This is a genomic window from Streptomyces sp. NBC_00654 (genome assembly GCF_026341775.1).
GTDB lineage: Bacteria > Actinomycetota > Actinomycetes > Streptomycetales > Streptomycetaceae > Streptomyces.
On the sequence record NZ_JAPEOB010000001.1, the window covers coordinates 3,161,744 to 3,185,395 of the forward strand.

Here is a 23,652-nt window from a genome sequence, read left to right on the forward strand (position 1 = left end):
ACGCCCCACCGGAGGATTACCCATGTCTCGCGCCACCGCGGTGCGAGCGGTACTGGCTGCCGCCGTACTGCTCGTCTCCGTGTTCATCACGCTGACCATGTCACCCAGACTCGGCCTCGATCTCCAGGGCGGCACCCGCATGGTGCTCCAGGCCAAGGACTCCGGCACCACCAAAGCGGACCGGGAGAGCACCGACCGCACCCTGGAAGTGCTGCGGCAGCGCATCGACTCCCTCGGCGTCTCCGAACCGACCCTGACCCGTTCCGGCGAGGACCGGATCATCGTCGAACTCCCCGACGTACAGGACCCGCGTCAGGCCGCCGAGGTGATCGGCAAGACCGCCCAGCTGACCTTCCACGCCGTACAGGGACCGGGCGCCGCACCGGCCGCGGAAGCCCCGGACACGGAAACCCCGGACGGGAAGGACACCCCCGACGGAGAACCCCTGACACTCTCCGACGAGCAGGGCCGTTCCCTGGCGCTGGGCCCCGAGCGGCTCTCCGGCGCGGGGGTCAAGGACGCCACCGCCGCCTTCGACGCCCAGGGCGGCGCCGGATGGACCGTGTCGCTCGACTTCGAGAAGGACGCGGGCCGGGACTGGACGCGGCTGACGGGCGAGGCCGCCTGCCACCCCGCCCAGGACGAGCGGCGCCGGGTCGCCATCGTCCTGGACCAGAAGGTGATCTCCTCGCCGCAGGTCGACCCGTCGGTCGGCTGCAACGTCGGGCTCCCGTCCGGGAACACACAGATCACGGGCTCCTTCAGCGCCGACGAGGCCCGTGACCTGGCCCTGCTCATCAAGGGCGGCGCTCTGCCCGTACCCGTCGAGATCGTCGAACAGCGGACCGTCGGCCCGACCCTCGGCGCCGCGGCCATCGAGGCGAGCGCCAAGGCGGCGCTGATCGGAGCCGCCGCCACCGCGCTGTTCATCACCTGCGTCTACCGGCTCTTCGGAGCCCTCGCCGCCGTGGCCCTCGCCGCCTACGGGGTGATCTCGTACGCCGCCCTGGTCGCGCTCGGCGTCACCCTCACCCTCCCCGGACTCGCCGGGTTCGTCCTCGCCATCGGGATGGCCGTCGACGCGAACGTCCTGGTCTTCGAACGCGCCCGGGAGGAGTGCGTGCTACGGCCGAACCGTTCCCTGCGGTCCGCGCTCACCGCCGGATTCCGCAACGCCTGGAGCGCGGTCGCCGATTCCAATGTGACCACGCTGATCGCCGCGGGGCTCCTCTTCTTCCTCGGCTCGGGCCCGGTCAAGGGTTTCGGCGTCACCCTGGCCATCGGGGTGCTCGCCTCGATGTTCTCCGCGCTCGTCATCGCCCGCGCGCTCACCGAGGTCGCGGCGGGTTCCCGGTTCGTCAGCGCCTACCGGGGAGTCAACGGCATCGCCCGCCCCGGCCGGGTACGGACCTGGCTGACCCGCCGTGATCCGCGGCTGTTCCGCTCGCCCCGCCGCTGGCTGCTGTTCTCGACGGCGCTGGTCGCCGTCGCCGTGCTCGGCATCACGGTGCGCGGCGTCAACCTCGGCGTCGAGTTCACCGGCGGCCGGCTCATCGAGTACTCCACCAGCCGTCCCGTCGACGTGGACACGGCCCGAGACACACTGGCCGCCGCGGGCTTCGGCGACGCCGAGGTCACCACCGCGGGCGCGGGCGACCTCTCCGTACGCACCGGGAAGCTCGACAACGACGGGGAACACGCGCTGCGCACCGCCCTGGCCGCCGAGGGCGGCGAGACCACCAAGGTGCGCGACGAACTGATCGGGCCCAGCCTCGGCGACGAGCTGCGGCGCAACGCCCTGATCGCCCTCGCCGTCGCCGTGTTCGTCCAACTCGCCTATCTGGCGGTCCGGTTCCGCTGGACGTTCGCCGTGGCCTCGGTCGGCGCGCTCGTCCACGATGTGATCGTGCTGGTCGGTGCCTTCGCCTGGCTGGGGCGTCCGGTCGACGGCATCTTCCTGGCCGCCCTGCTCACCGTCATCGGCTACTCGGTCAACGACTCGGTGGTGGTCTTCGACCGGGTGCGGGAGCTGTGGGCCAGAAGTCCGCGCGCACCGCTGGCCACCGTCGCAGAACGGGCGGTCCTGCAGACCGTTCCCCGAACCGTGAACACCGGTATGGGCGCCCTGTTCATCCTGGCCGCGCTCGCCGTACTGGGCGGCGACTCGCTCGCCGACTTCGCGCTCGCCCTCCTCATCGGCGTCTGCGTGGGGACGTACTCCTCGGTGCTCACCGCCGTGCCGGGCGCGATCCTGCTGGAGAGGAGCAGCAAGGCGCCGCCGCCGGTCCGGTCCAAGGGCGGCCGTCGGACCGCGCCGGCCAAGCGCCGCGACCCGCTGGACAACGGAGCCAGGGTCTGACCCCCGCGCCGCCCCCGCCGCAACGCGGGGGCGGCGCGCGTCAGTGGCCGTGAACCGTAGGTGCAACACGGCACAATCCGGACCACACCCAGTGATCGGAGCGTGCCCATGGCTGACGTCCTGCGCGAGGCGTGGTCCACCGTCGTGCCGGATCCGAACGGCCGGCACGGCCCCCTGCCGCCCCTGATGCTCGCCCTGACCTTCGTCACCGGGCTCGTCGACGCGGTCAGCTATCTCCTGCTGGGCCGGGTCTTCGTCGCCAACATGACCGGCAACGTGGTCTTCTCCGGCTTCGCCCTCGCCGGAGCCCCCGGCTTCTCCCTGGCCGCCTCCCTGGTGGCGCTGGCCGCCTTCGCCTCCGGGGCACTGGCCGGCGGCCTGACCGTCCACCGCACCGGCGCCCGCACCCACCGGGGCCGGATGCTCCAGTACACGCTGCTCACCGAGACCCTGTTCGTGACGGCCGCGCTGGTCGTCACCCTGATCTCCGGCACGCCGTACTCCGGAGGGGTCAGGTTCACGCTCATCGTGCTGCTCGGCCTCGGGCTCGGTGTGCAGAACGCGGCCTCCCGCGCCCTCGCCGTACCCGACCTCACCACCACCGTGCTGACACTCACCCTCACGGGCGTCGCCTCGGACAGCCGCCTGGCCGGGGGCGGCGGGAGCCGTGCCGGGCGGCGGGTCATGTCGGCCGCCGCGATGCTGCTCGGGGCGCTTGCCGGAGGCGTGGCCGTCCTGAACGGCCGGCCGGCGCTGCCGCTCCTGCTGGCGGTGGCTGTCCTGGCCGCCGCGAGCGCGGCCGCGTCTCTCCTGGCCCGCAGCGGAGCGCCCTGGACCGAGCCGTCCGGGAAGTGAGAGGTGCCGCGGTACAGCCTTCAGAGGCTCAGGGAGCGCAGATACTCGCCCGTCTCCCGGTCGGCGGGCAGGAACGTCTCGATGGCCAGCTCCGCCACGGTCACATCCATCGGCGTGTTGAACGTCGTGATGGAGGCGACGAACGACAGCACCCGCCCCTCGTGCGCGATCCGCAGTGTCAGCGCGAACGGTGCGGGTCCGTCCTGCGCCGGCCGGCCGCCGGGCCCGCCCATGCCCCGCTCGCCCGGCCGCGGCCCGCCGGCCGCCCGCTCGGGCGGGGGATACGCGGCGACCTCCTCGTACAGCGCGCGCAGCCGCGGCGAACGGGCCAGGGCGATCTGACGCTCCATCTGCGCCAGCAGATCCGCCCGCCACTCCGGGAGATTCAGGATGCGCGGGGCGAGACCCTCCGGATGCAGGGTGATCCGCATGGCGTTCAGCGGCGGAGCGAGCAGGTGCCCGGCCACCCCGGCCAGCAGCAGAGAGGAGCCCCGGTTGGCGGCCACCACGGTGTACGTACCGTCCACGACCAGCGCCGGAAACGGGTCGTAGCCCTGGAGCAATCGCTCCATGCCCTCGCGCAGCGCGTCCATCGACGGGTCCTCCAGCGGGGTCTCCCTGTACCGCGGCGCGTATCCGGCGACCACGAGCAGGGCATTGCGTTCCCGTACGGGAACGTCGAGGTGCTCGGCCAGCCGCAGGACCATCTCCTCGCTGGGCCGGGAGCGGCCCGTCTCGATGAACGAGATGTGCCGGGCCGAGGAGTCCGCACGCAGGGCAAGCTCCAGCTGGCTGATCCGCCGCCGCTCCCGCCAGCGGCGCAGCAGCGGCCCCACTTCCGTGTCACGTGCGGCAGTCGTCATACGCAGACCGTAACGTCACGGGAACCACTGGTCCGTCCATCGGTCCATCCGGTCACCGGTCGATCGGCTCCACAGGTCCACCGGCCCGTCCGATCCACTCCGTTACGCAGGGAGCCGTGCCATGTCCGCAGAACCGCTGTCGCCCTCCGAGATCGGGTCCAGACTGGGCGCGCTGCCCGGCTGGTCCCTGGAAGGGGACCGGATCACCCGTACCTACCGGCTGCCCTCGCACTTCGCCGCCGCGGCCCTGACCGTCCATGTCGCGCAGATCCAGGAGGAGCTGGGGCACCACTCGGATCTGACGCTCGGCTACAACACCGTCGCCCTGTCCGTGCACACCCATGACGCGGGCGGCGCGATCACGGAGAAGGACCTGGCGCTCGCCGCACGGGTGACGGCCGCCGCTCCGGCGCACGGCGCGGAATGACGCGCGTACGGCGCGGTCGGCGGCGTACGTCATCAGGCCGACGCCGCCGTGCTCATGAGGCGGACGGCGGCGCACATCACGCGCCCGGCGCGGCCGCCGCTCATGGGGTCACCACGCCGAACCGCGGATGCGCGGCGAGCCACGCCTCGTAACTGGGACTGCGCGACACCGCCTCGGCGTACGCCGAGCGGGTCAGCCCGCTCACCGCTCCCGCCGCGGCGTTCGCGGCGGGAGAGCGCGGATGCCAGCCCAGCAGATGGCGCCAGCTCAGCGGCGAACCGGCGATCGGCCGGGTCACCAGGCCGGGCGTCGGCGGGAACGTCGCCCGGCACAGCCCGACCGCCCGGCCCACCTGGACCAGATGGACGACCGAGGCAGTGTCCGTCTCGAACACCGACACGGGCGTGAAGCCCGTCCGGGCGCAGGCGGCGGCGAAGCAGTCCGCGAAACAGCCGTCGCCCGGCACATCGGCCCAGGACTCGTTCGCGAGCGCGGCCAGGTTCAGCTCCGGTTCGCCCGCCAGCGGGTGCTCCTCCGGCAGCATCACGAACACCGGGTCGACGCCGACGACCTGCCATACCAGCCGGTCCGCCATCGGCGGCGGGCTCTCGCCACACGCGCCGATCAGCGCGAAGTCCAGCCGCCCGTCGATCACGAGCGAGGAGATCTCCGTCACCGACCACGCGGTGTAGGTGGACACCGGCGCGGTGGGGTGCGCCGCGGCCAGCCGGTCGACGAGACCGCCGAGCAGGGGGCCGTGCGTCCCGCCGAGCCGGAACCGGTCCATGGCCCCCGTGGCGTTGGCGAACCGCACCGCCTCCGCCTGGAGCTCGCTGACCGCCGGCAGCACCACCCGGGCCCGTTCGAGCACCAGCTCCCCGAGGGGGGTCGGCCGGGCACCCGTGTGGTCCCGCTCGAACAGCGCGCCGCCGAGAGCCTTCTCGATCCGCCGCAGCTGAGCACTCAGGGCGGGCTGGGCAAGCCCGAGAGCGGCGGCGGCCTTGGTCAGGCTGCCGGTGTCGGCAATGGCACGTACGGTTCTCAGATGGCGCAACTCCAGCTCCATAACGGCAAGTTATGGGTCCGAGGGCCCACCGGCAATATGTGTGCCCACAACCGCCCGGAACCCGACCGGGGCCTACCGGGGGCGAATTGCCGAAACGGCAACACAATTGGCCCGATGGGCAATCCTTGGGGAAGCTGGCCCCCATGACCAATCACCTCGGGCACGGCCACCACGGGCAGTCGCACACGCCGCCGCACGCACACGGGCACGCGCAGGCACCGTCGTCATCCGGGCACACGCACGGCACGACCGACCTCGACTGGGACGCGATGGGCCCCAGGCTGGAGCGGGAGGCCGAGCTCAGCAGCCCGCAGTACGAGGAGGCGGCCCGCTGGATCGCCGGTCTGCCCGACGCGCCGGAGGTGCGCCGCGTCCTCGACATCGGCAGCGGCCCCGGAGTGGTGACCTGCCTGCTGGCCGAGGTGTTTCCCGGGGCGGAGGTGGTCGCCGTGGACGCGACCCCGGCCCTTCTGGAGCGGACGGCCGCCCGTGCCCGGCGCCTGGGACTCGGCGACCGCGTCCGTACCCTGGAGGCCGAACTCCCCGAAGGAATCTCCCGGTTGGGCGAGGCCGATCTGATCTGGGCGGGGAACTCCCTGCACCACATGGGTGACCAGCGCGCTGTTCTGGCGGGCTTCGCCGAGCACCTGCGCCCCGGCGGCACGGTCGCGCTCGTCGAGGGCGGACTGCCGACCCGCCGGCTGCCCCGTGACATCGGCATCGGGCGGCCCGGCCTGGAGGCCCGGCTGGACGCGGTCTCCTCCGCATGGTTCCAGACGATGCGGTCCGAGCTGCCGGCGGCCAAGCACGAGACCGAGGACTGGAACGCCCTGTTCAACGCGGCGGGACTGACTCCGCAGGGCACCCGCAGCTTCCTGCTCGACCTGACCGCCCCGCTCTCCGACACGGCCCGTGAATACGTCGTCGAGACCTTCGTCCGGGCCCGCGAGGCGTTCGCCGACCTGCTCGACGCCGACGACGTCGCCGTGCTCGACCGGCTGCTCGACCCCGAGGACCCGGCCGGTCTGCACCTGCGGCCCGATGTCTACCTGCTCACCGCCCGCACGGTGCAGCTGGCGCGCCGCGGCTGAACGCCCCAGCGCCCGTGGCCGTGGTGCCTCACGGCGCCACGGCCTCCAGACGCCACCACTGGGAGGGGGAGTCGGTGTCCTCCCACTGCTGGATCCGGCCCCCGGCCTGCGTCGAGCCGTCGGCGACCTCCAGGACGAGCCCGCTGATGAAACTGACCAGGGTGACCGTGCCCGGGGCCTCCAGATGCTGTTCGATCAGCCATTCCTGGGCGCCGAAGTTGTTGGCCTTCCACTGCTGGACGGTGGCGCCGTTCTCCGTGGAGGCGCCTGCGACGTCCAGCCGCTTGCCGCTGTGCGCGTTGACCAGGTGGCAGAGCGCGGCACCCTCGTGCACGGGCGACAGCTGCCAGTGCTGCGCCGCCGACCCGCTCTCCTCGCCCTGCCGTACCGGGGCGCCGCTTCCCTTGGCCGCGCCGTACACCTCCAGCAGCAGCCCGCTGCCGATGTTGCGCAGGCGGTACAGACCGGCTTCGACGACGGGCGCGCTGTCCCTGCTCATGCTCTGATCTCCTTCGGGCGGTGCTGCGGATGCGGGTGGCGGGGCGGGCGTGGGCGCGAGTTCGCGGGGAACCGGGATCGCGGGGAACCGGGATCGCGGGGAACAGCGGCGCCCCCACCGTCAGTGGCACGGTGGGGGCGACGGACAGGACTGCCGCGGTGGCGTGGTCCGGGAGCCGGGAGCCGGGAGCCGGGAGCCGGGAGCCGGGAGCCGGGAGCCGGGCGCCGGTGGAAGCGTGCGCGGCTCAGGCGCCGACGTTGAACTCCGCCGGGTTCGGGCCGAGACGCTTGCCCTCGTCCAGGGCGGCGAACGCGGCGAGGTCGTCCGCGTCCAGCTCGAAGCCGAACACGTCCAGGTTCTCCGCGATCCGCGACGGTGTCACGGACTTCGGGATCACCACGTTGCCCAGCTGGAGGTGCCAGCGGAGCACCGCCTGGGCGGGCGTACGGCCGTGCTTCTGCGCGACCGCGACGACCGTCGGGACGTCCAGGAGGCCCTTGCCCTGGCCCAGCGGCGACCACGCCTCGGTGGCGATGCCGTGCTTGGCGTGCAGTGCGCGGGACTCGCTCTGCTGGAGCTGCGGGTGGAGCTCGATCTGGTTGAGCACCGGGACCACGGAGGTCTCACCGAGCAGACGCTCAAGGTGCTCGGGCAGGAAGTTCGATACGCCGATCGACTTCGCGCGACCCTCGGCCAGGATCTTCTCCAGGGCCTTGTACGTGTCGACGTAACGGTCCGCGGCGGGCACCGGCCAGTGGATCAGATACAGGTCGACGTAGTCCAGGCCCAGCCTGTCGAGCGAGGCGTCGAACGCGCGCAGCGCCGCGTCGTGGCCCTGGTCGCCGTTCCACAGCTTCGTGGTGACGAAGAGCTCGTCGCGGGCGACCCCGGAGGCGGCGATGGCCCTGCCGGTACCCGCCTCGTTCTCGTAGATGGCGGCGGTGTCGATGCTCCGGTACCCGGACTCGATGGCCGTCGCGACCGCCTTCTCGGCCTCGTCGTCCGGCACCTGCCAGACACCGAAACCGAGCTGAGGCATTTCGAGGCCGTTGTTGAGGGTGATGGAGGGGACCTGGCTCACGAGCGGTCGATCCTTACGTCGTCGGTGCTTACTCCTGACAACAACGATCAGCGCGCCCGAACCATTCCCCGCGACTGCCCGGGACTGCCGGCGCTTCCCCGCCCCGGCCCGTGGTTCCCCCTCGGCGATCGCGGGGGAGAGGTCGTTGATCGCCGGGGAGAGCTTCGAGGCGAGGACCGCCGGGGGACCGTCAGTGGTACAGGGCGTCCACCTCGACCGCGTACGCCGTCTCGATCGCCTTGCGCTTCAGCTTCAGCGAGGGGGTCAGCAGCCCGTGCTCCTCGGTGAACGGGTGCGCCAGGATCCGGAACGTACGGATCGACTCCGCCTGGGACACCGCCGTGTTCGCGGCCACCACGGCCCGGCGCACCTCCATCTCCAGGTCCGGGTCCCGCACCAGATTGTTGCCGGTCAGCGGATTGCGGCCCTGCATGGCGAGCCAGTGGTCCACCGCCTCCTGGTCCACGGTCACCAGCGCCGCGATGTAGGGCCGGTCGTTGCCGACGACGATGCACTGCGCGACCAGCGGATGCGCCCGTACTCGCTCCTCCAGACCGGCCGGGGACACGCTCTTGCCGCCCGACGTCACCAGGATCTCCTTCTTCCGCCCGGTGATCGTCAGATAGCCGTCCGCGTCCAGCGCTCCGATGTCCCCGGTGGCGAGCCAGCCGTCGTTCAGCACGGCCCGGGAGGAGTCCGGATCGCTCAGATAGCCGGAGAAGACATGGGCACCGTGCAGCCACACCTCACCGTCCTCCGCGATGTGCACCGTGGTACCGGGAATGGGCTGTCCGACCGTGCCGTACCGGGTGCGCTCGGGCGGGTTGGCCGTCGCCGCCGCACTCGACTCGGTGAGCCCGTACCCCTCGAAGACCGTGACGCCCGCACCCTCGAAGAACAGCCCGAGCCTGCGCTCCATGCCCGAGCCGCCGGACATGGCGTGCCGCATCCGGCCGCCCAGCGCCTCGCGGACCTTCCTGTAGACGACCTTGTCGAAGAACTGGTGCTGCATCCGCAGCCCGGCGGACGGACCCGGTCCGGTCCCGAACGCCCGCTCCTCCATCGCCTCGGCGTACTTCACCGCGATCTCGACGGCCTTGTCGAACGGCCCGGTCCGGCCCTCCGCCTCCGCCCTGCGCCGGACACCGTGGAAGACCTTCTCGAAGATGTACGGCACGGCCAGGACGAACGTCGGCCGGAACGTCATCAGGTCCGGCATCAGCGCCCGCGCGGAGAGCTCCGGCTGATGGCCCAGCTTCACCCTGCCCCGGACCGCCGCGATCTCCACCATGCGGCCGAAGACATGGGCCAGCGGCAGGAAGAGGAGGGTGGAGGCCTCGTCGCCGGGCTTGGAGTGGAAGACCGGCTCCCAGCGGCCGACCATGGTGTCGGCCTCGAACATGAAGTTGGCGTGGGTGATCACGCACCCCTTGGGACGGCCCGTCGTGCCGGAGGTGTAGATCACGGTGGCCACGGACTCGGGCGTCACCGCTCTGCGGTGCCGGTGGACCACCTCGTCGTCGATCCCCGTGCCGGCCGCCGCCAGCTCGCTCACCGCGCCGGCGTCCAGCTGCCACAGCCGCTTGAGATGCGGCAGCCGGTCGATGACCGAACCGACCGTCATCGCGTGGTCCTCGTGCTCGACCATCACGGCCGCCACCTCGGCGTCATGGAGCATCCACAGGACCTGCTCGGCCGACGACGTGGGATAGACGGGCACGGACTGGGCGCCGATCGACCAGAGCGCGTAGTCGAACAGTGTCCACTCGTAGCGCGTACGGGACATCAGGGCGACCCGGTCGCCGAACCGGACGCCGTGGGCGATCAGCCCCTTGGCCAGCGCCAGCACCTCGTCGCGGAAGCCCGCGGAGGTGACATCGCGCCACTGTCCGGAGGCGTCCTTGCGGCCGAGGGCGACCCGGTGCGGGTCGTCCTCCGCGTATGCGAAGACCGCATCGGCGAGACCGCCGGCAAGAGGCGCCGCCGTCAGGGGTGGGACAGTGAACTCACGCAAATGACCTGCTCCTCAGCGCTCCGCACAGCGCCGCGACGCTACCCCAAGGAACGCGCCTGCGGGAGGGGCAGATGTCTCCGTAAAACATGCCATCTGTGCAGGCCGGTCGTCGAAATCCGGCCAGATGGGCAAGGCTCGGGCGTACTTCTGACCACGGAGTAAGTGACCGGCGCCGGAATCTCCACCGAATCTGAACGCGGCGATCACTCCCGCTCTACGCCGGTACGGGGAAGTTGCTCCGGGCCTGTCCGTGCCTGCCCGGCCCGCCGCTTCGGCTCCCCCGGGGGCCCTCCCACGCGTCCTCGGGCCCTCGCGCGCCCGGCAGGCCCCTCACCCGTCCTCGCGGCCGCCGATCCCGCGGTGGAGCCGGTCGCCGCCCGCCAGGATCGCCGCTGCCAGCGCGTCCGCCGCCTCCTGTGCGGCGTCCCGGCGGCGGCCGTGCAGGAGGACGAAGTCGACATCGCCCAGCTCCGGAAGACCCGCCCTGGCCGGCACCGGGACCAGCCCCGGAGGGATCAGTCCCCGGGTGTGGGCCATCACCCCGAGGCCGGCGCGGGCCGCCGCGATCAGCCCGCTCAGGCTCGTACTCGTGCACGCGATCCGCCAGGACCGGCCGTGCTCCTCCAGGACCTCCAGGGCGCGGGCCCGGGTGATGCCCGGCGGCGGGAAGACGATCAGCGGAATCGGGCGTTCCGGGTCGATCCGCAGCTGCGGGGCGCCGATCCAGGTCAGCGCGTCCTGCCAGACCAGCTCGCCGTGCGTGTCACCGGTGCGCCGCTTGGCCAGCACCAGATCCAGGCGCCCCGCCGCCAGCTGCCGGTGCAGCGTCCCGGACAGCTCCACGGTCAGTTCCAGTTCGACCTCCGGGTGCTCGCGGCGGAAGGACTCCAGGATCTCCGGCAGCCGGGTGAGGACGAAGTCCTCGGAGGCGCCGAAGCGCAGCCTGCCGCGCAGCCGGGTGCCGGTGAAGAACGCCGCGGCCCGCTCGTGCGCCTGAAGGATCGTCCGGGCGAAGCCGAGCATCGCCTCGCCGTCCTCGGTGAGATCGACCCGGTGGGTGTCGCGGGCGAACAGCTGACGCCCCGTCGCCTCCTCCAGACGCCGCACATGCTGGCTCACCGTGGACTGCCGCACGCCGAGCCTGCGGGCGGCCTGGGTGAAGCTCAGGGTCTGGGCGACGGCGAGGAACGTACGGAGCTGGGCGGGGTCGTACATGGGTGCCACGCTATCGCGAACCGTGATGACAGTAAGAGCGGTATACCGGATTCCCGATGGCGATGATCAAGAGCAGCATGGAGACGGCACGACCTGACCGAGAGACACGTGGAGCACATGAGCCGCCGCACCCTGAAGCTGCCGTCCTGGCTGCCGATCGACCTGTACATACTCGCGCTGATCGGCACGGTGGTGCTCGCGGCACTGCTGCCCGCGTCCGGCCGGGCCGCCGATGTGGCCGGCGGGGCCTCCACCGGAGCGGTGGCCCTGCTCTTCTTCCTCTACGGGGCCCGCCTCTCGACCGGGGAGGCGCTCGACGGCCTGCGGCACTGGCGGCTCCATCTCACCGTCCTGATCTGCACCTTCGTCGCCTTTCCGCTGCTGGGACTGGCGAGCAAGGGCCTGGTCCCGTATGTGCTGACCCCGCAGCTCCAGGCCGGATTCCTCTTCCTGTGCCTGGTGCCGTCCACCATCCAGTCCTCGATCGCCTTCACCTCGATGGCCAGGGGCAACGTGCCCGCGGCGATCTGCGCGGGCTCCTTCTCCAGCATCGCCGGGATCTTCCTCACCCCGCTGCTCGCCGCACTGCTGCTCGGGGGTACCGGAGGCGGATTCTCGGCCGACTCGCTGCTGAAGATCGTCCTTCAGCTGCTCGTGCCGTTCATCGCCGGACAGCTGACGCGCCGCTGGATCAGCGGCTTCCTCGTCCGGCACAAGAAGGTCCTCGGCCATGTCGACCGCGGCTCGATCCTGCTGGTCGTGTACACCGCGTTCAGCGAGGGCATGGTCGCCGGTGTCTGGCACCAGGTGACACCGGCCCGGCTCGGGGCGCTGCTGGCCGCCGAAGCGGTGCTGCTGGCCTTGATGCTCTCGCTGACCTGGTACGGGGCGAAGCGGCTCGGCTTCGACCGGGGGGACCGGATCGCCATCCAGTTCGCCGGGTCGAAGAAGAGCCTGGCCGCCGGGCTGCCGATGGCGAGCGTCCTGTTCGGGGCCCAGGCGAGTCTGGCCGTGCTGCCGCTGATGCTGTTCCACCAGATGCAGCTGATGGTCTGCGCGGTGATCGCGAAGCGCCGCTCGCAGGACGGCGAACCCGACCAGGACCGCGAACCGGGCCAGGACGGCGAACCCGACCAGGACCGCGAACCGGGCCAGGACCGGGACTGCGAGCCCGACGGGGACCAGGGTCGGGCTTCGGCGGATCAGCTGCCCTCGGCCGCCGGGCAGGGCTGACCTCCACCGGCCCCTCCGCCGTCCGGCCCGGCCCGCGCGCGGCGGACGGGCGCCTCAGTCCCGGGGGGCCGGCTCCTCCAGGATGATGCGGTGCTCACCCGCGTACACGTTCATGGAGGGACCCCGGAGAAAACCGACCAGGGTCAGTCCGCTCTCGGCTGCCAGGTCCACGGCCAGCGAGGACGGCGCGGACACGGCCGCGAGCATCGGGATCCCCGCCATCACCGCCTTCTGCACCAGTTCGAACGACGCCCGGCCCGACACCAGCAGGATGGCCCGGGAGAGCGGCAGCCGGCCGTCCGTCAGCGCCCGCCCCACCAGCTTGTCGACCGCGTTGTGCCGGCCCACGTCCTCGCGGATGTCGAGCAGGTCGCCCTCCTGCGAGAAGAGCGCCGCCGCGTGCAGACCGCCGGTCCGGTCGAAGACCCGCTGTGATGCGCGCAGCCGGCCGGGGAGTCCGGAGAGCAGTCCGGGGGTGACGCGGACCGGGGGAGCGTCGGCGACGGGGTGCCGGGTCGTGGTGCGTACCGCGTCCAGGCTCGCCTTGCCGCACAGGCCGCACGACGAGGTCGTGTAGACATGGCGTTCCAGGGTGATGTCGGGCACCACGACACCGGGCGCGAGCTGTACGTCGACCACGTTGTACGTGTTCACGCCGTCCGCCGTCGCCCCGGCGCAGTACACGATCGACCGGACCTCGGAACCCTCGCCGATCACGCCCTCGCTCACCAGGAAGCCCGCGGCGAGCGCGAAATCGTCGCCCGGGGTGCGCATCGTGATGGCGAGCGGCTTGCCGTTCAGCCGGATCTCCAGCGGTTCCTCCGCGACGAGCGTGTCGGGCCGGGTGGAGAGCACCCCGTCCCGGATGCGGATGGTGCGGCGGCGCTCGGTGGCCCGTCCCATAGCCGTAACCCGATTCTGTAGGTGGGGGAAGCCGAACCGGTCCTTGACGCGGAGGTCGCCGCGGGGCACCGGATCACCGCGCGGCGAGGCGGCTTCAGCGATCCCATTGTCCTGCACGCGTGGGGAGAGCCCGTATCCGACACCGGAGCGGCCTGTGCCGCCGGGGGCCCGGGGCGGTCGCCGTACCGGTCTGTGACGTTTCGTCAGGGTTCTGGCGACCTGGGCCGTGCACTGGCCGGACCGGACAAAGGATTCCCCGGAAGGTTGATCCAGGAATCCTTGCGTCCGGCGGATGCCGCGCGGGCCTCTTCCCCGCTCGCGGCCGGGCTCCCGGCCCGACCGGGGCCGCGGCGTGACCCGGATCCGGCGGCTCCACCGGTCCCACCAGCAGTGATGGCTGCGACTCTCACGGCTCTCCGCCCGGCGGGAGGACCGCGCGGGGGTGTCACGTCGACAGAATGCTGTCTACGATATCCCTTCCAGTGGGTCGAGGCTGTCGTCAAGGCTCCAACGCGCGGCCGATATTCCTGTGGGATCACGTGCCTCTGTACCGGGCGGTAGCGACCAAGACTGGATGGTTCCTGCCATATGTAGCGAGGGGAACCAGTAATGACCGGCTCACGTATCGTGGCGCTCGGCCACTATCAGCCCGCCAAGGTGCTCACGAACGACGATCTCGCAGCCATGGTCGACACCAGTGACGAGTGGATCACCAGCCGGGTCGGCATCAGGACCCGTCATGTGGGCGGCCCCGACGAGCCGGTGGACGAGATGGCCGCGCACGCGGGAGCGAAGGCGCTGGCGGCGGCCGGCCTGCAGCCCGCCGACATCGATCTGGTCCTCGTCGCCACCTCCACCGCCATCGACCGTTCCCCGAGCATGTCCGCCCGGGTCGCGGCCCGCCTCGGCATGGGCTCGCCCGCGGTGATGGACATCAACGTGGTCTGCTCCGGCTTCACCCACGCCCTGGCCACCGCCGACCACGCGATCCGGGCCGGTGCGGCCGCGCGGGCCCTCGTCATCGGCGCCGACAAGATGGCGGACATCGCGGACTGGACCGACCGCACCACCTGTGTCCTGCTCGGGGACGGTGCGGGCGCCGCGGTCGTCACCGCCGATCCGTCCGCCCCGGAGGGTGCGGCCGCCGGGATCGGTCCGGTGCTCTGGGGCTCGGTGCCGGAGATGGGCAACGCGGTACGGATCGAGGGGACCCCGCCGCGTTTCGCGCAGGAAGGTCAGTCCGTCTACCGCTGGGCCACCACGCAGCTGCCGCCGATCGCCCGCAAGGTGTGCGAAAAGGCAGGAATCGCCCCCGAGGACCTGGCCGCGGTGGTACTGCATCAGGCCAATCTGCGGATCATCGAACCCGTCGCCAGGAAGATCGGCGCGGTCAACGCGGTCATCGCCCGGGATGTGGTGGATTCCGGCAATACATCCGCCGCTTCGATCCCGATGGCCCTGTCCAAACTGGTGGAGCGGGGCGAGGTCGAGAGCGGCGCTCCGGTGCTGCTCTTCGGGTTTGGCGGGAATCTTTCGTACGCGGGTCAGGTGATCCGCTGTCCCTGACGGGCATTGTGCTCGGTAGACTGTAGACGATAAGCAATTGCTCGTCGCCCGGAGGGGGACCGCGATGTTGTCCACAGGACTGCCACAAGGGGCTGTGCCGAAGCTGGAACGGCCCGGTCCGCTGCGCGAGCGTGTCTACGAGGCGCTCCTCGAACTGATCACCACGCGCGCGCTCAGGCCGGGCCAGCACCTGGTCGAGAGCGAACTGGCCGGACACCTCGGCGTGTCCAGGCAGCCGGTGCGCGAGGCGCTCCAGCGGCTGAACACCGAGGGGTGGGTCGACCTGCGCCCCGCGCAGGGTGCCTTTGTGCACGAACCCACCGAGGAGGAGGCCGACCAGCTGCTCTCGGTCCGTACGCTGCTGGAGGCGGAGGCCGCCCGGCTGGCCGCCGCGAACTCCGGCACGACGGGCATCGCCGCACTCGAAGAGCTCTGCGCCAAGGGTGAGCGGGCCGTCGCCGACGACGACGTCGATCTGGCCGTCGCGACCAACGCGGCCTTCCACGCCAAGGTCATGGAGCTGGCCGGGAACGTCGTACTGGCGGAGCTGGCCGGACAGGTCGACCGCCGGGTCCGCTGGTACTACACGCCGGTGGCCCGGCAGCGCGGCACCCAGTCCTGGACCGAGCACCGTGCGCTGATCGCGGCGATCTCGTCGCGGGACGAGCGGCGGGCCACGGAGATCATGCGCTCGCACACGGAACACACCCGCCGGACCTACCACCAGCGCGAAAGCAACTGACCGGCGCACGCTGAGGAACAGGGCCGGGGCCGAGCGCCCCGGCCCTTCGTGCCGCGCCCGGCGCCCACCCCGTCCGCGCCCACCACAACCCCGTCCGCGCCCGGCGCCCACCCCGCCCGGCGCCCGCCGTGTCTGCCCCGGCGCTTACGTCAGGGTGCGCCCCGGCACCCACCCCGGCCCCACGCCGACGGCATCTTTGTCCTGGGTGTGGAGAAAGTTGGAGTGGATTCCTGCTCAACTTCTTCCCACTCCGGGAAAGCGCTGCTACGTTCCCCATCGAAAGCCCGACGGACTGGCCGATGTGGCGGGGAGGGACGAGTGAGACGCATGACGGCACGACCCGCGAACACCCATCAGGCCCGGCTGCTCAGGCTGTTGCGGGACGGTGGGCCCAACTCGCGTGCACAGCTGGGGGATCAGGTCGAACTCTCACGCTCCAAGCTCGCCGTCGAGGTCGACCGGCTGCTGGAGACCGGACTCGTGGTGGCCGACGGACTCGCCGCGTCCCGCGGCGGACGCCGCTCCCACAACATCCGGCTGGCCCCGGCGCTGCGGTTCCTCGGCGTCGACATCGGTGCCACCTCCATCGATGTGGCCGTCACCAACGCCGAGTTGGAGGTACTGGGACACCTCAACCACCCCATGGACGTACGGGAAGGCCCCGTCGCCATCTTCGAACAGGTGCTGGCGCTGGCGGCCAAGCTCCGGGCCTCCGGACTCGCCGAGGGTTTCGACGGCGCGGGCATCGGCGTACCGGGGCCCGTCCGCTTTCCCGAGGGTGTGCCGGTCGCGCCGCCGATCATGCCCGGCTGGGACGGCTTCCCGGTCCGCGAGGCGCTCAGCCAGGAGCTGGGCTGCCCCGTCATGGTCGACAACGACGTGAACCTCATGGCGATGGGGGAGCAGCACGCGGGCGTCGCACGCTCCGTGGGCGACTTCCTCTGCGTCAAGATCGGTACGGGCATCGGCTGCGGCATCGTCGTGGGCGGTGAGGTCTACCGCGGTACGACGGGCAGCGCCGGCGACATAGGGCACATCCAGGTGGAACCGGAGGGCCGCGCCTGCGCCTGCGGCAACCGGGGCTGTCTGGAGGCGCACTTCAGCGGTGCCGCGCTCGCCCGCGACGCCGAGGACGCCGCGCGTGCCGGGCGGTCGCCGGAGCTGGCCGCCCGGCTGGCGGAGACCGGGAGGCTCACCGCCGTCGACGTGGCCGCCGCCGCGGCGGCCGGGGACGCCGCCGCACTCGACCTGATCCGCGAGGGCGGCAACCGGGTCGGCCAGGTCATCGCCGGACTCGTCAGCTTCTTCAACCCCGGTCTGGTGGTGATCGGCGGCGGGGTCACCGGCCTCGGTCACAACCTCCTCGCCAGTGTCCGGACCCAGGTCTACCGGCAGTCCCTGCCGCTGGCCACCGGAAATCTCCCCATCGTGCTCGGTGAACTGGGACCCGCCGCCGGAGTGATCGGCGCGGCCCGGCTCATCAGCGACCATCTGTTCTCACCGGCCTGAAAGCCGTCTCTCCCGCGCCTTCGTCAGCAGCCGTTCGTGGTGCCGCCGACAGTACGGCACCGCCAGCCCTGCGCCCTGTCCGCTCACCGGCCGCACCCGCCGAGGGGATTTGCCATGGCCTCAGAACCACCCCTGCTCACCATGTCCGGCATCACCAAGTCGTTTCCCGGCGTGCGCGCCCTCGACGGCGTCGACCTGGAGGTCCTGGCCGGCGAGGTCCACTGCCTCCTCGGCCAGAACGGCGCCGGCAAGTCCACCCTCATCAAGGTGCTGGCCGGAGCCCACCAGCCCGACGGCGGCGAGATCACCTGGCACGGCGCGCCCGTCTCGCTCAAGTCGCCGATCGCCGCGATGCGCCTGGGCATCGCCACCATCTACCAGGAACTCGACCTGGTCGAGGGGCTCTCGGTCGCCGAGAACGTGTTCCTCGGCCATGAACCCACCACCGCGGGCTTCGTCGTCCGTACCCGCGAGGGCCGCACGGCGGCCGCCGCGCTTCTGAAGCGGCTGGGGCACCCGGAGATCGATCCCGCCCGCGAGGTCGGTGAACTCTCCGCCGCCCACCGGCAGATCGTCTCCATGGCACGCGCGCTCTCCCACGATGTACGGCTGATCGTGATGGACGAGCCGTCCGCCGCGCTGGACCCCGACGAGGTCGACAACCTCTTCCGCATCGTCGCCGACCTCACCGCGGACGGTGTCGCGGTCGTCTACATTTCCCACCGGCTGGAGGAGATCCGCCGGATCGGTGACCGGGTGACCGTCCTCAAGGACGGCCGGGCCGTCGCCGTCGGGCTGCCCGCCGAGTCCACACCGACACGCGACATCGTTGCCATGATGACCGGCCGCGATGTCGAGTACGTCTTCCCCCGGCGCCCCGGGGACACCGCCCCGGTCCAGGACCGGATCGCCGGGGAAGCGGCGGCGGCCCGCGCCGAGCCCGTGCTCAGGGTCGAAGGGCTGTCCAGGAAGGGCGAGTTCGCCCCGGTCGACCTGGAACTGCGGCCCGGCGAGATCGTCGGGCTCGCCGGACTCGTCGGCTCCGGCCGCTCCGAGATCCTGGAGACGATCTACGGCGCGCGCAGGCCGAGCACCGGACGCGTCACCGTGGCGGGCAGACCGCTCAGGACCGGCAGCGTCCGCGCGTCTGTCGCCGCCGGCATCGGGCTCGCCCCCGAGGAACGCAAGGCCCAGGCCCTGCTGATGACCGAATCGGTCACCCGCAATGTGTCGGTCTCCTCCCTCTCCCGCTTCGCCCGCGCCGGGTGGCTCGACCGGGGCGCCGAACGGCGGGCGGCCCAGGCGGCCACCCGCGAGCTGTCGCTGCGGCCCGACAACCCGGACACGCCCATCCGTACCCTGTCCGGCGGCAATCAGCAGAAGGCCGTGCTGGCCCGCTGGCTGCTGCGCGGCTGCCGGGTCCTGCTGCTCGACGAACCCACCCGGGGCGTCGACGTCGGTGCCCGCGCCGAGCTCTACGCCGTGATCCGCCGGCTGGCCGACGACGGCCTCGCCGTACTGCTCGTCTCCAGCGAAGTGCCCGAAGTGCTGGGCCTCGCCGACCGGGTGCTGGTGCTCCGCGAGGGCCGCGTCGTACACACGGCGGCCGCCGAGGAGCTCGATGAGCACCGCGTACTCGACCTCGTGATGGAAGGGAGCCCGACGCCATGACACAGTCCCTACCGTCGGCGCAGCACAACGGGCCGGACCGGGGGACCCTCGGCGGCCCCTCCACCGCGCCCCCCTCGAAGGCGGGCGGCGGCCCGCGCGGATTCGGCCCGCACCTCGACATCCGCAGTCTGTCCCTGCTCGGAGTCCTTGCCGTCCTCGTCGCCGTCGGGGGCCTCACGGAGCCCGACGCCTTCCTGGACACCGGGAACCTCCAGCTGATCCTGACCCAGGCATCCGTCATCGGTGTCGTCACCGTCGGCATGACCTTCGTCATCACCAGCGGCGGCATCGATCTGTCGGTCGGCGCGATGGTCGCCCTCGCCTCCGTCTGGGCGACGACCCTCGCCACCCAGGAGTTCGGCTTCGCGGGCATCCTGTTCACCGCCGTGATCGTCGGGCTCGCCGCCGGACTGGTCAACGGACTGCTCATCGCGTACGGCGGACTGGTCCCGTTCATCGCGACCCTGGCCATGCTCGCCTCCGCCCGCGGGCTCGCGCTCCAGATCACCGACGGCAAGACCCAGATCGTCACGGTCCCCTCGGTCCTGGACCTCGGTCTGCCCGACTCCTACATCCTCGGGATCCCGCCGCTGGTCCTGATGTTCGCCGCGGTCACCGTCGTCGGCTGGCTGGTCCTGAACCGGACCACCTTCGGACGCCGTACGGTCGCGGTCGGCGGCAACGCGGAAGCGGCCCGGCTCGCCGGGATCGACGTACGCCGCCAGCGCCTCTACCTGTATCTGCTCTCCGGGCTGTGCTGCGGCATCGCCGCCTTCATGCTGATCATCCTGTCCGGATCGGGGCAGAACACCAACGGCAACCTCTACGAACTCGACGCCATCGCCGCCGCGATCATCGGCGGCACCCTCCTCAGCGGTGGCCGCGGCACCATCGTCGGCTCGGTGCTCGGCGTCCTCGTCTTCACCACGATCACCAACATCTTCGCGCTCAACAACCTCCAGAGCGATGTCCAGCAGATCGCCAAGGGCGCCATCATCGTCGCCGCCGTCCTCGTCCAGCGCCGCACCCCGCGCGACGGAGGGACCTGAGACCGGCGCGAGAGTTCGCCACCCCCCGCTGTTCCGTATGCCACGCACCGGATGAAGGGTTTGACAGCCATGCCAGAAACCAGTCGCAGAGGACTGCTGTTCGGCACCGCGGCCGTGTCCGCGGGAGCGCTCCTCACCGCCTGCACCAGCAATGAACCGAAGAAGAGCGAAACCGTGGCGAGCGACCGGCCCGCCGCCGACGACAAGCCGGGCAAGCCCGTCACCATCGGCTACGCCGGTCCGCAGGCCGACCACGGCTGGCTCAACGCGATCAATGTGAACGCCAAGTCCCGTGCGGAGAAGTACTCGGAGGTGACGCTGGAGATCACCGAGGGCTCCAACGACACCGCCGCCCAGATCGGCCAGGTCAAGACCCTCATCAACAAGAAGGTCGACGTCCTGGTCATCCTCCCGGCCGACGGCAAGGCCCTCACCCAGGTCGGCCTGGAAGCGATGAAGGCCGGCATCCCCGTCGTCAACCTGGACCGCATCTTCGCCTCCCCGCAGGCGTACCGCTGCTGGGTCGGCGGCGACAACTACGGCATGGGCCTCAACGCCGGTCACTACATCGGCGAGCAGCTCAAGGACAAGCCGAACGCCAAGGTCGTCGAACTGGCGGGCATCGACAACCTGGAGCTCACCAAACAGCGCAGCCAGGGCTTCGCCGACGCCCTGAAGAACTACTCCAACATCAAGCTGGTGGCCCGTCAGGCCGCCGACTTCACCGTCGAGTCCGGCCAGGCCAAGATGGCCCAGCTGCTCCAGGCGCAGAAGCAGTTCGACGCACTGTGGAACCACGACGACGACCAGGGCGTCGGCGCGCTGCGCGCCATCGAGCAGGCGGGCCGCGACGAGTTCCTGATGGTCGGGGGCGCCGGGTCGAAGTCGGCGATGGACGCCATCAAGGCCGGCAACAGCGTACTGAAGGCCACCGTGCTGTATCCGCCGACGATGGCCGCGTCCGCGATCGACCTGGCGCGTGCGCTCGGCCAGGGCAAGGGCATCGGGGGGCTGGCCGAGATGGAGATCCCGACCTCCCTGACCCTCTACTCGGCCGTGGTCACCAAGGACAACGTCGACCAGTACCTGCCGACGGGCTTCAGCTGACCGGGCCCCACCGCCGACACCGAACGACCGACGAGGAGGAAGTCCGTATGGCCCGTAGGGAAGAGACGGAGCAGGAAGCCGCAGCGCCGCCGCAACAGCCGCCGACGCTCGGGGTCGGCATGGTCGGGTACGCGTTCATGGGCGCCGCCCACTCCCAGGGGTGGCGCACCGCAGGACACGTCTTCGACCTGCCGATGAGACCGGCTCTCGCCGCGATCTGCGGGCGCGACCGTACGGCGGTCGACGCCGCCGCGGCCCGGCACGGCTGGGCCGCGGCGGAGACCGACTGGCGGGCACTGATCGCCCGGGACGATGTGCAGCTGGTCGACATCTGCACGCCCGGCGACAGCCACGCGGAGATCGCCATCGCCGCCCTCGAAGCCGGCAAGCACGTGCTGTGCGAGAAGCCGCTCGCCAACACCGTCGCGGAGGCGGAGGCGATGGCGCACGCCGCGGAACTCGCCGCGGCCCGCGGCCAGGTGGCGATCGTGGGCTTCAACTACCGCAAGGTGCCCGCGATCTCCTACGCGCGCCGGCTGATCGCGGACGGCCGGCTCGGTGCCCTGCGGCACGTACGGGCCACCTATCTCCAGGACTGGCTGGTGGACCCGGGGTCGCCGTTGACCTGGCGGCTCAAGCGCGAGCACGCCGGGTCCGGGGCGCTGGGCGACCTCGGTGCGCACATCGTCGACCTCGCCCAGTACCTGGCGGGGGAGCCACTGGTCGGGGTGTCGGCCGTCACCGAGACCTTCGTACGGGAGCGGCCGTTGTCCGCCGGCGCTCCGGCGGGACTCCGGGCGGCCGCGGACACCACCGGGCGCGGGGCGGTGACCGTGGACGATGCCGCGCTGTTCACCGGCCGGCTCGCCTCCGGTGCGCTGGCCTCCTTCGAGGCGACCCGGATGGCGGCGGGCCGCAAGAACGCGCTGCGGCTGGAGATCAACGGGGAACTGGGCTCGCTCGCCTTCGATCTGGAGCGGCTCAACGAACTGTCCTTCCACGACCACACCGAGCCGGCCGTCACGGCGGGCTTCCGGCGCATCCTCGTCACCGAACCCCAGCACCCCTATCTGGAGGCGTGGTGGCCGCCCGGCCACGCCCTCGGCTACGAGCACACCTTCGTCCACCAGGCCCGTGATGTGGTCCGCACGATCGCGGACGGGTCGGCCCCCGTGCCCTCCTTCGCCGACGGGCTCCAGGTGCAGCGGGTGCTCGCGGCCGTGGAGGAGAGCGCCGAGAAGAACTCCGTACACACCCCGGTCCCGTTCTAGGAGGTTTCGCGCATGCCCCGCCCCTTCACCCTGTTCACCGGCCAGTGGGCCGACCTCCCGCTGGAGGAGGTCTGCCGGTACGCCCGGGACTTCGGTTACGACGGACTCGAACTCGCCTGCTGGGGAGACCACTTCGAGGTCGACCGGGCGCTGTCCGAGCCCGGCTACCTGGACGGGCGGCGGCAGCTGCTCGACACGTACGGGCTCTCCTGCTTCGCCGTCTCCAACCACTTGGTCGGACAGGCGGTCTGCGACAACCCGATCGACGAGCGGCACCAGGCCATCGTGCCCGCCCGCATCTGGGGCGACGGCGAACCCGAAGGCGTACGCCGCCGGGCCGCCGAGGAGATCAAGAACACCGCCCGCGCCGCGGCGGCGTTCGGGGTCCGGACGGTCGTCGGTTTCACCGGTTCCTCGATCTGGCACCTCGTCGCGATGTTCCCCCCGGTCCCGCCGCACATGATCGAGCGGGGCTACGACGACTTCGCGGAGCGCTGGAACCCGATCCTCGACGTCTTCGACGCGGAGGGCGTGCGCTTCGCCCACGAGGTGCACCCCGGCGAGATCGCGTACGACTACTGGACCACGCACCGCGCCCTGGAGGCCGTGGACCACCGGCCCGCGTTCGGACTGAACTTCGATCCCAGCCACTTCGTCTGGCAGGACCTCGACCCGGTCGGATTCCTGTACGACTTCCGGGACCGGATCTACCACGTGGACTGCAAGGAGGCCCGCAAGCGCCTCGACGGCCGCAACGGGCGCCTCGGCTCGCACCTGCCCTGGGGCGATCCCCGGCGCGGCTGGGACTTCGTCTCGGCCGGGCACGGCGACGTGCCGTGGGAGGACGTCTTCCGGATGCTCCGCTCCATCGGCTACGACGGGCCGGTCTCCGTCGAGTGGGAGGACGCCGGCATGGACCGGCTGACCGGCGCCCCGGAAGCGCTCGCCGCACTGAAGCGGTTCGACTTCGACCCGCCCTCGGCCTCCTTCGACGCGGCCTTCGGCGGCAACGGCTGACCTGTCCCCGAGGGCTCCGCCCCGCCGGCGACCAGCGGGCCAGGGGGGCGGAGCACTCGGGGGACCCGCCCCGTACAACCCGGCGGCACGCCCGCCACCGGGTGGGTCCGGGCT

20 protein-coding genes are annotated in these 23,652 nt (G+C 71.5%); 13 read left to right on the forward strand and 7 right to left on the reverse strand.

From position 1 onward, the window contains the following. The first annotated feature begins 22 nt into the window (after nt 1-22). Both secD and OHA98_RS13550 read left to right on the forward strand, forming a co-directional pair. Entirely contained in the window at nt 23-2,359 is a 2,337-nt protein-coding gene (gene secD, locus OHA98_RS13545; RefSeq protein WP_266925558.1) for a protein translocase subunit SecD, read from the forward strand. 108 nt (nt 2,360-2,467) lie between these two features. After that, nucleotides 2,468-3,214: a YoaK family protein gene (locus tag OHA98_RS13550; RefSeq protein WP_266925560.1), complete on the forward strand. Its 747-nt coding sequence runs from the start codon at nt 2,468-2,470 to the stop codon at nt 3,212-3,214. Between the two features lie 20 nt (nt 3,215-3,234). On the opposite strand, the gene OHA98_RS13555 is transcribed toward OHA98_RS13550, so the two are convergent. After that, nucleotides 3,235-4,077: a helix-turn-helix domain-containing protein gene (locus tag OHA98_RS13555; protein ID WP_266925562.1), complete on the reverse strand. Its 843-nt coding sequence runs from the start codon at nt 4,075-4,077 to the stop codon at nt 3,235-3,237. A 121-nt stretch (nt 4,078-4,198) separates the two neighbouring features. On the opposite strand from OHA98_RS13555, the gene OHA98_RS13560 reads away from it, so the two are divergent. Beyond that, nucleotides 4,199-4,504: a 4a-hydroxytetrahydrobiopterin dehydratase gene (locus OHA98_RS13560; protein WP_266925564.1), complete on the forward strand. Its 306-nt coding sequence runs from the start codon at nt 4,199-4,201 to the stop codon at nt 4,502-4,504. A gap of 100 nt (nt 4,505-4,604) precedes the next feature. Here the strand turns inward: OHA98_RS13560 and OHA98_RS13565 are convergent, their stop codons facing one another. After that, nucleotides 4,605-5,570, reverse strand: coding sequence for a LysR family transcriptional regulator (locus OHA98_RS13565; protein WP_266925566.1), 966 nt, complete (start codon nt 5,568-5,570; stop codon nt 4,605-4,607). A 143-nt stretch (nt 5,571-5,713) separates the two neighbouring features. Here OHA98_RS13565 and OHA98_RS13570 point away from each other — a divergent pair, with 143 nt between their 5' ends. Then, on the forward strand, nt 5,714-6,661 hold the full coding sequence (locus OHA98_RS13570) for a trans-aconitate 2-methyltransferase (protein WP_266925568.1): 948 nt from the start codon (nt 5,714-5,716) through the stop codon (nt 6,659-6,661). Between the two features lie 28 nt (nt 6,662-6,689). Here OHA98_RS13570 and OHA98_RS13575 read toward each other — a convergent pair whose 3' ends face one another. From OHA98_RS13575 to OHA98_RS13590, 4 genes are all read right to left on the reverse strand, one after another. Further along, nucleotides 6,690-7,160: an RICIN domain-containing protein gene (locus OHA98_RS13575; protein WP_266925570.1), complete on the reverse strand. Its 471-nt coding sequence runs from the start codon at nt 7,158-7,160 to the stop codon at nt 6,690-6,692. 244 nt (nt 7,161-7,404) lie between these two features. Beyond that, a complete protein-coding gene (locus OHA98_RS13580) occupies nt 7,405-8,241 on the reverse strand; it encodes an aldo/keto reductase (protein WP_266925573.1) in 837 nt (278 codons plus the stop codon). A 190-nt stretch (nt 8,242-8,431) separates the two neighbouring features. Further along, nucleotides 8,432-10,255: a long-chain fatty acid--CoA ligase gene (locus OHA98_RS13585; protein WP_266925575.1), complete on the reverse strand. Its 1,824-nt coding sequence runs from the start codon at nt 10,253-10,255 to the stop codon at nt 8,432-8,434. A gap of 330 nt (nt 10,256-10,585) precedes the next feature. After that, nucleotides 10,586-11,479: a LysR substrate-binding domain-containing protein gene (locus OHA98_RS13590; RefSeq protein ID WP_266925577.1), complete on the reverse strand. Its 894-nt coding sequence runs from the start codon at nt 11,477-11,479 to the stop codon at nt 10,586-10,588. A 108-nt stretch (nt 11,480-11,587) separates the two neighbouring features. Between OHA98_RS13590 and OHA98_RS13595 the strand changes: the two genes are divergently transcribed. Then, on the forward strand, nt 11,588-12,703 hold the full coding sequence (locus OHA98_RS13595; RefSeq protein WP_266925579.1) for a bile acid:sodium symporter family protein: 1,116 nt from the start codon (nt 11,588-11,590) through the stop codon (nt 12,701-12,703). A 54-nt stretch (nt 12,704-12,757) separates the two neighbouring features. On the opposite strand, the gene fdhD is transcribed toward OHA98_RS13595, so the two are convergent. After that, complete coding sequence (fdhD, locus tag OHA98_RS13600) at nt 12,758-13,606, reverse strand: formate dehydrogenase accessory sulfurtransferase FdhD (protein WP_266925580.1); 849 nt, start codon at nt 13,604-13,606, stop codon at nt 12,758-12,760. Nucleotides 13,607-14,215: 609 nt separating this feature from the next. On the opposite strand from fdhD, the gene OHA98_RS13605 reads away from it, so the two are divergent. The 8 genes from OHA98_RS13605 (at nt 14,216) to OHA98_RS13640 (ending at nt 23,538) form a co-directional block, all read left to right on the forward strand. Continuing rightward, nucleotides 14,216-15,172: a beta-ketoacyl-ACP synthase III gene (locus OHA98_RS13605; RefSeq protein WP_266925582.1), complete on the forward strand. Its 957-nt coding sequence runs from the start codon at nt 14,216-14,218 to the stop codon at nt 15,170-15,172. A gap of 64 nt (nt 15,173-15,236) precedes the next feature. Further along, nucleotides 15,237-15,914 carry a GntR family transcriptional regulator gene (locus OHA98_RS13610; RefSeq protein ID WP_266925584.1) on the forward strand — a complete coding sequence of 226 codons (678 nt, stop codon included), beginning with the start codon at nt 15,237-15,239 and terminating at the stop codon, nt 15,912-15,914. A gap of 327 nt (nt 15,915-16,241) precedes the next feature. Then, entirely contained in the window at nt 16,242-17,423 is a 1,182-nt protein-coding gene (locus OHA98_RS13615) for an ROK family transcriptional regulator (protein ID WP_266925586.1), read from the forward strand. 114 nt (nt 17,424-17,537) lie between these two features. After that, on the forward strand, nt 17,538-19,094 hold the full coding sequence (locus OHA98_RS13620) for a sugar ABC transporter ATP-binding protein (protein WP_266925588.1): 1,557 nt from the start codon (nt 17,538-17,540) through the stop codon (nt 19,092-19,094). Further along, nucleotides 19,091-20,143 carry an ABC transporter permease gene (locus tag OHA98_RS13625; RefSeq protein ID WP_266925590.1) on the forward strand — a complete coding sequence of 351 codons (1,053 nt, stop codon included), beginning with the start codon at nt 19,091-19,093 and terminating at the stop codon, nt 20,141-20,143. The genes OHA98_RS13620 and OHA98_RS13625 overlap by 4 nt, the downstream gene beginning before the upstream one ends. A 69-nt stretch (nt 20,144-20,212) precedes the next feature. Next, the gene (locus tag OHA98_RS13630) at nt 20,213-21,250 is read left to right on the forward strand and encodes a substrate-binding domain-containing protein (RefSeq protein WP_266925592.1); all 1,038 of its coding nucleotides are present in this window, start codon (nt 20,213-20,215) and stop codon (nt 21,248-21,250) included. A 47-nt stretch (nt 21,251-21,297) separates the two neighbouring features. Next, a complete protein-coding gene (locus tag OHA98_RS13635; protein WP_266925593.1) occupies nt 21,298-22,521 on the forward strand; it encodes a Gfo/Idh/MocA family protein in 1,224 nt (407 codons plus the stop codon). A gap of 12 nt (nt 22,522-22,533) precedes the next feature. Further along, entirely contained in the window at nt 22,534-23,538 is a 1,005-nt protein-coding gene (locus tag OHA98_RS13640) for a sugar phosphate isomerase/epimerase (RefSeq protein ID WP_266925595.1), read from the forward strand. Nucleotides 23,539-23,652: the final 114 nt, after the last annotated feature.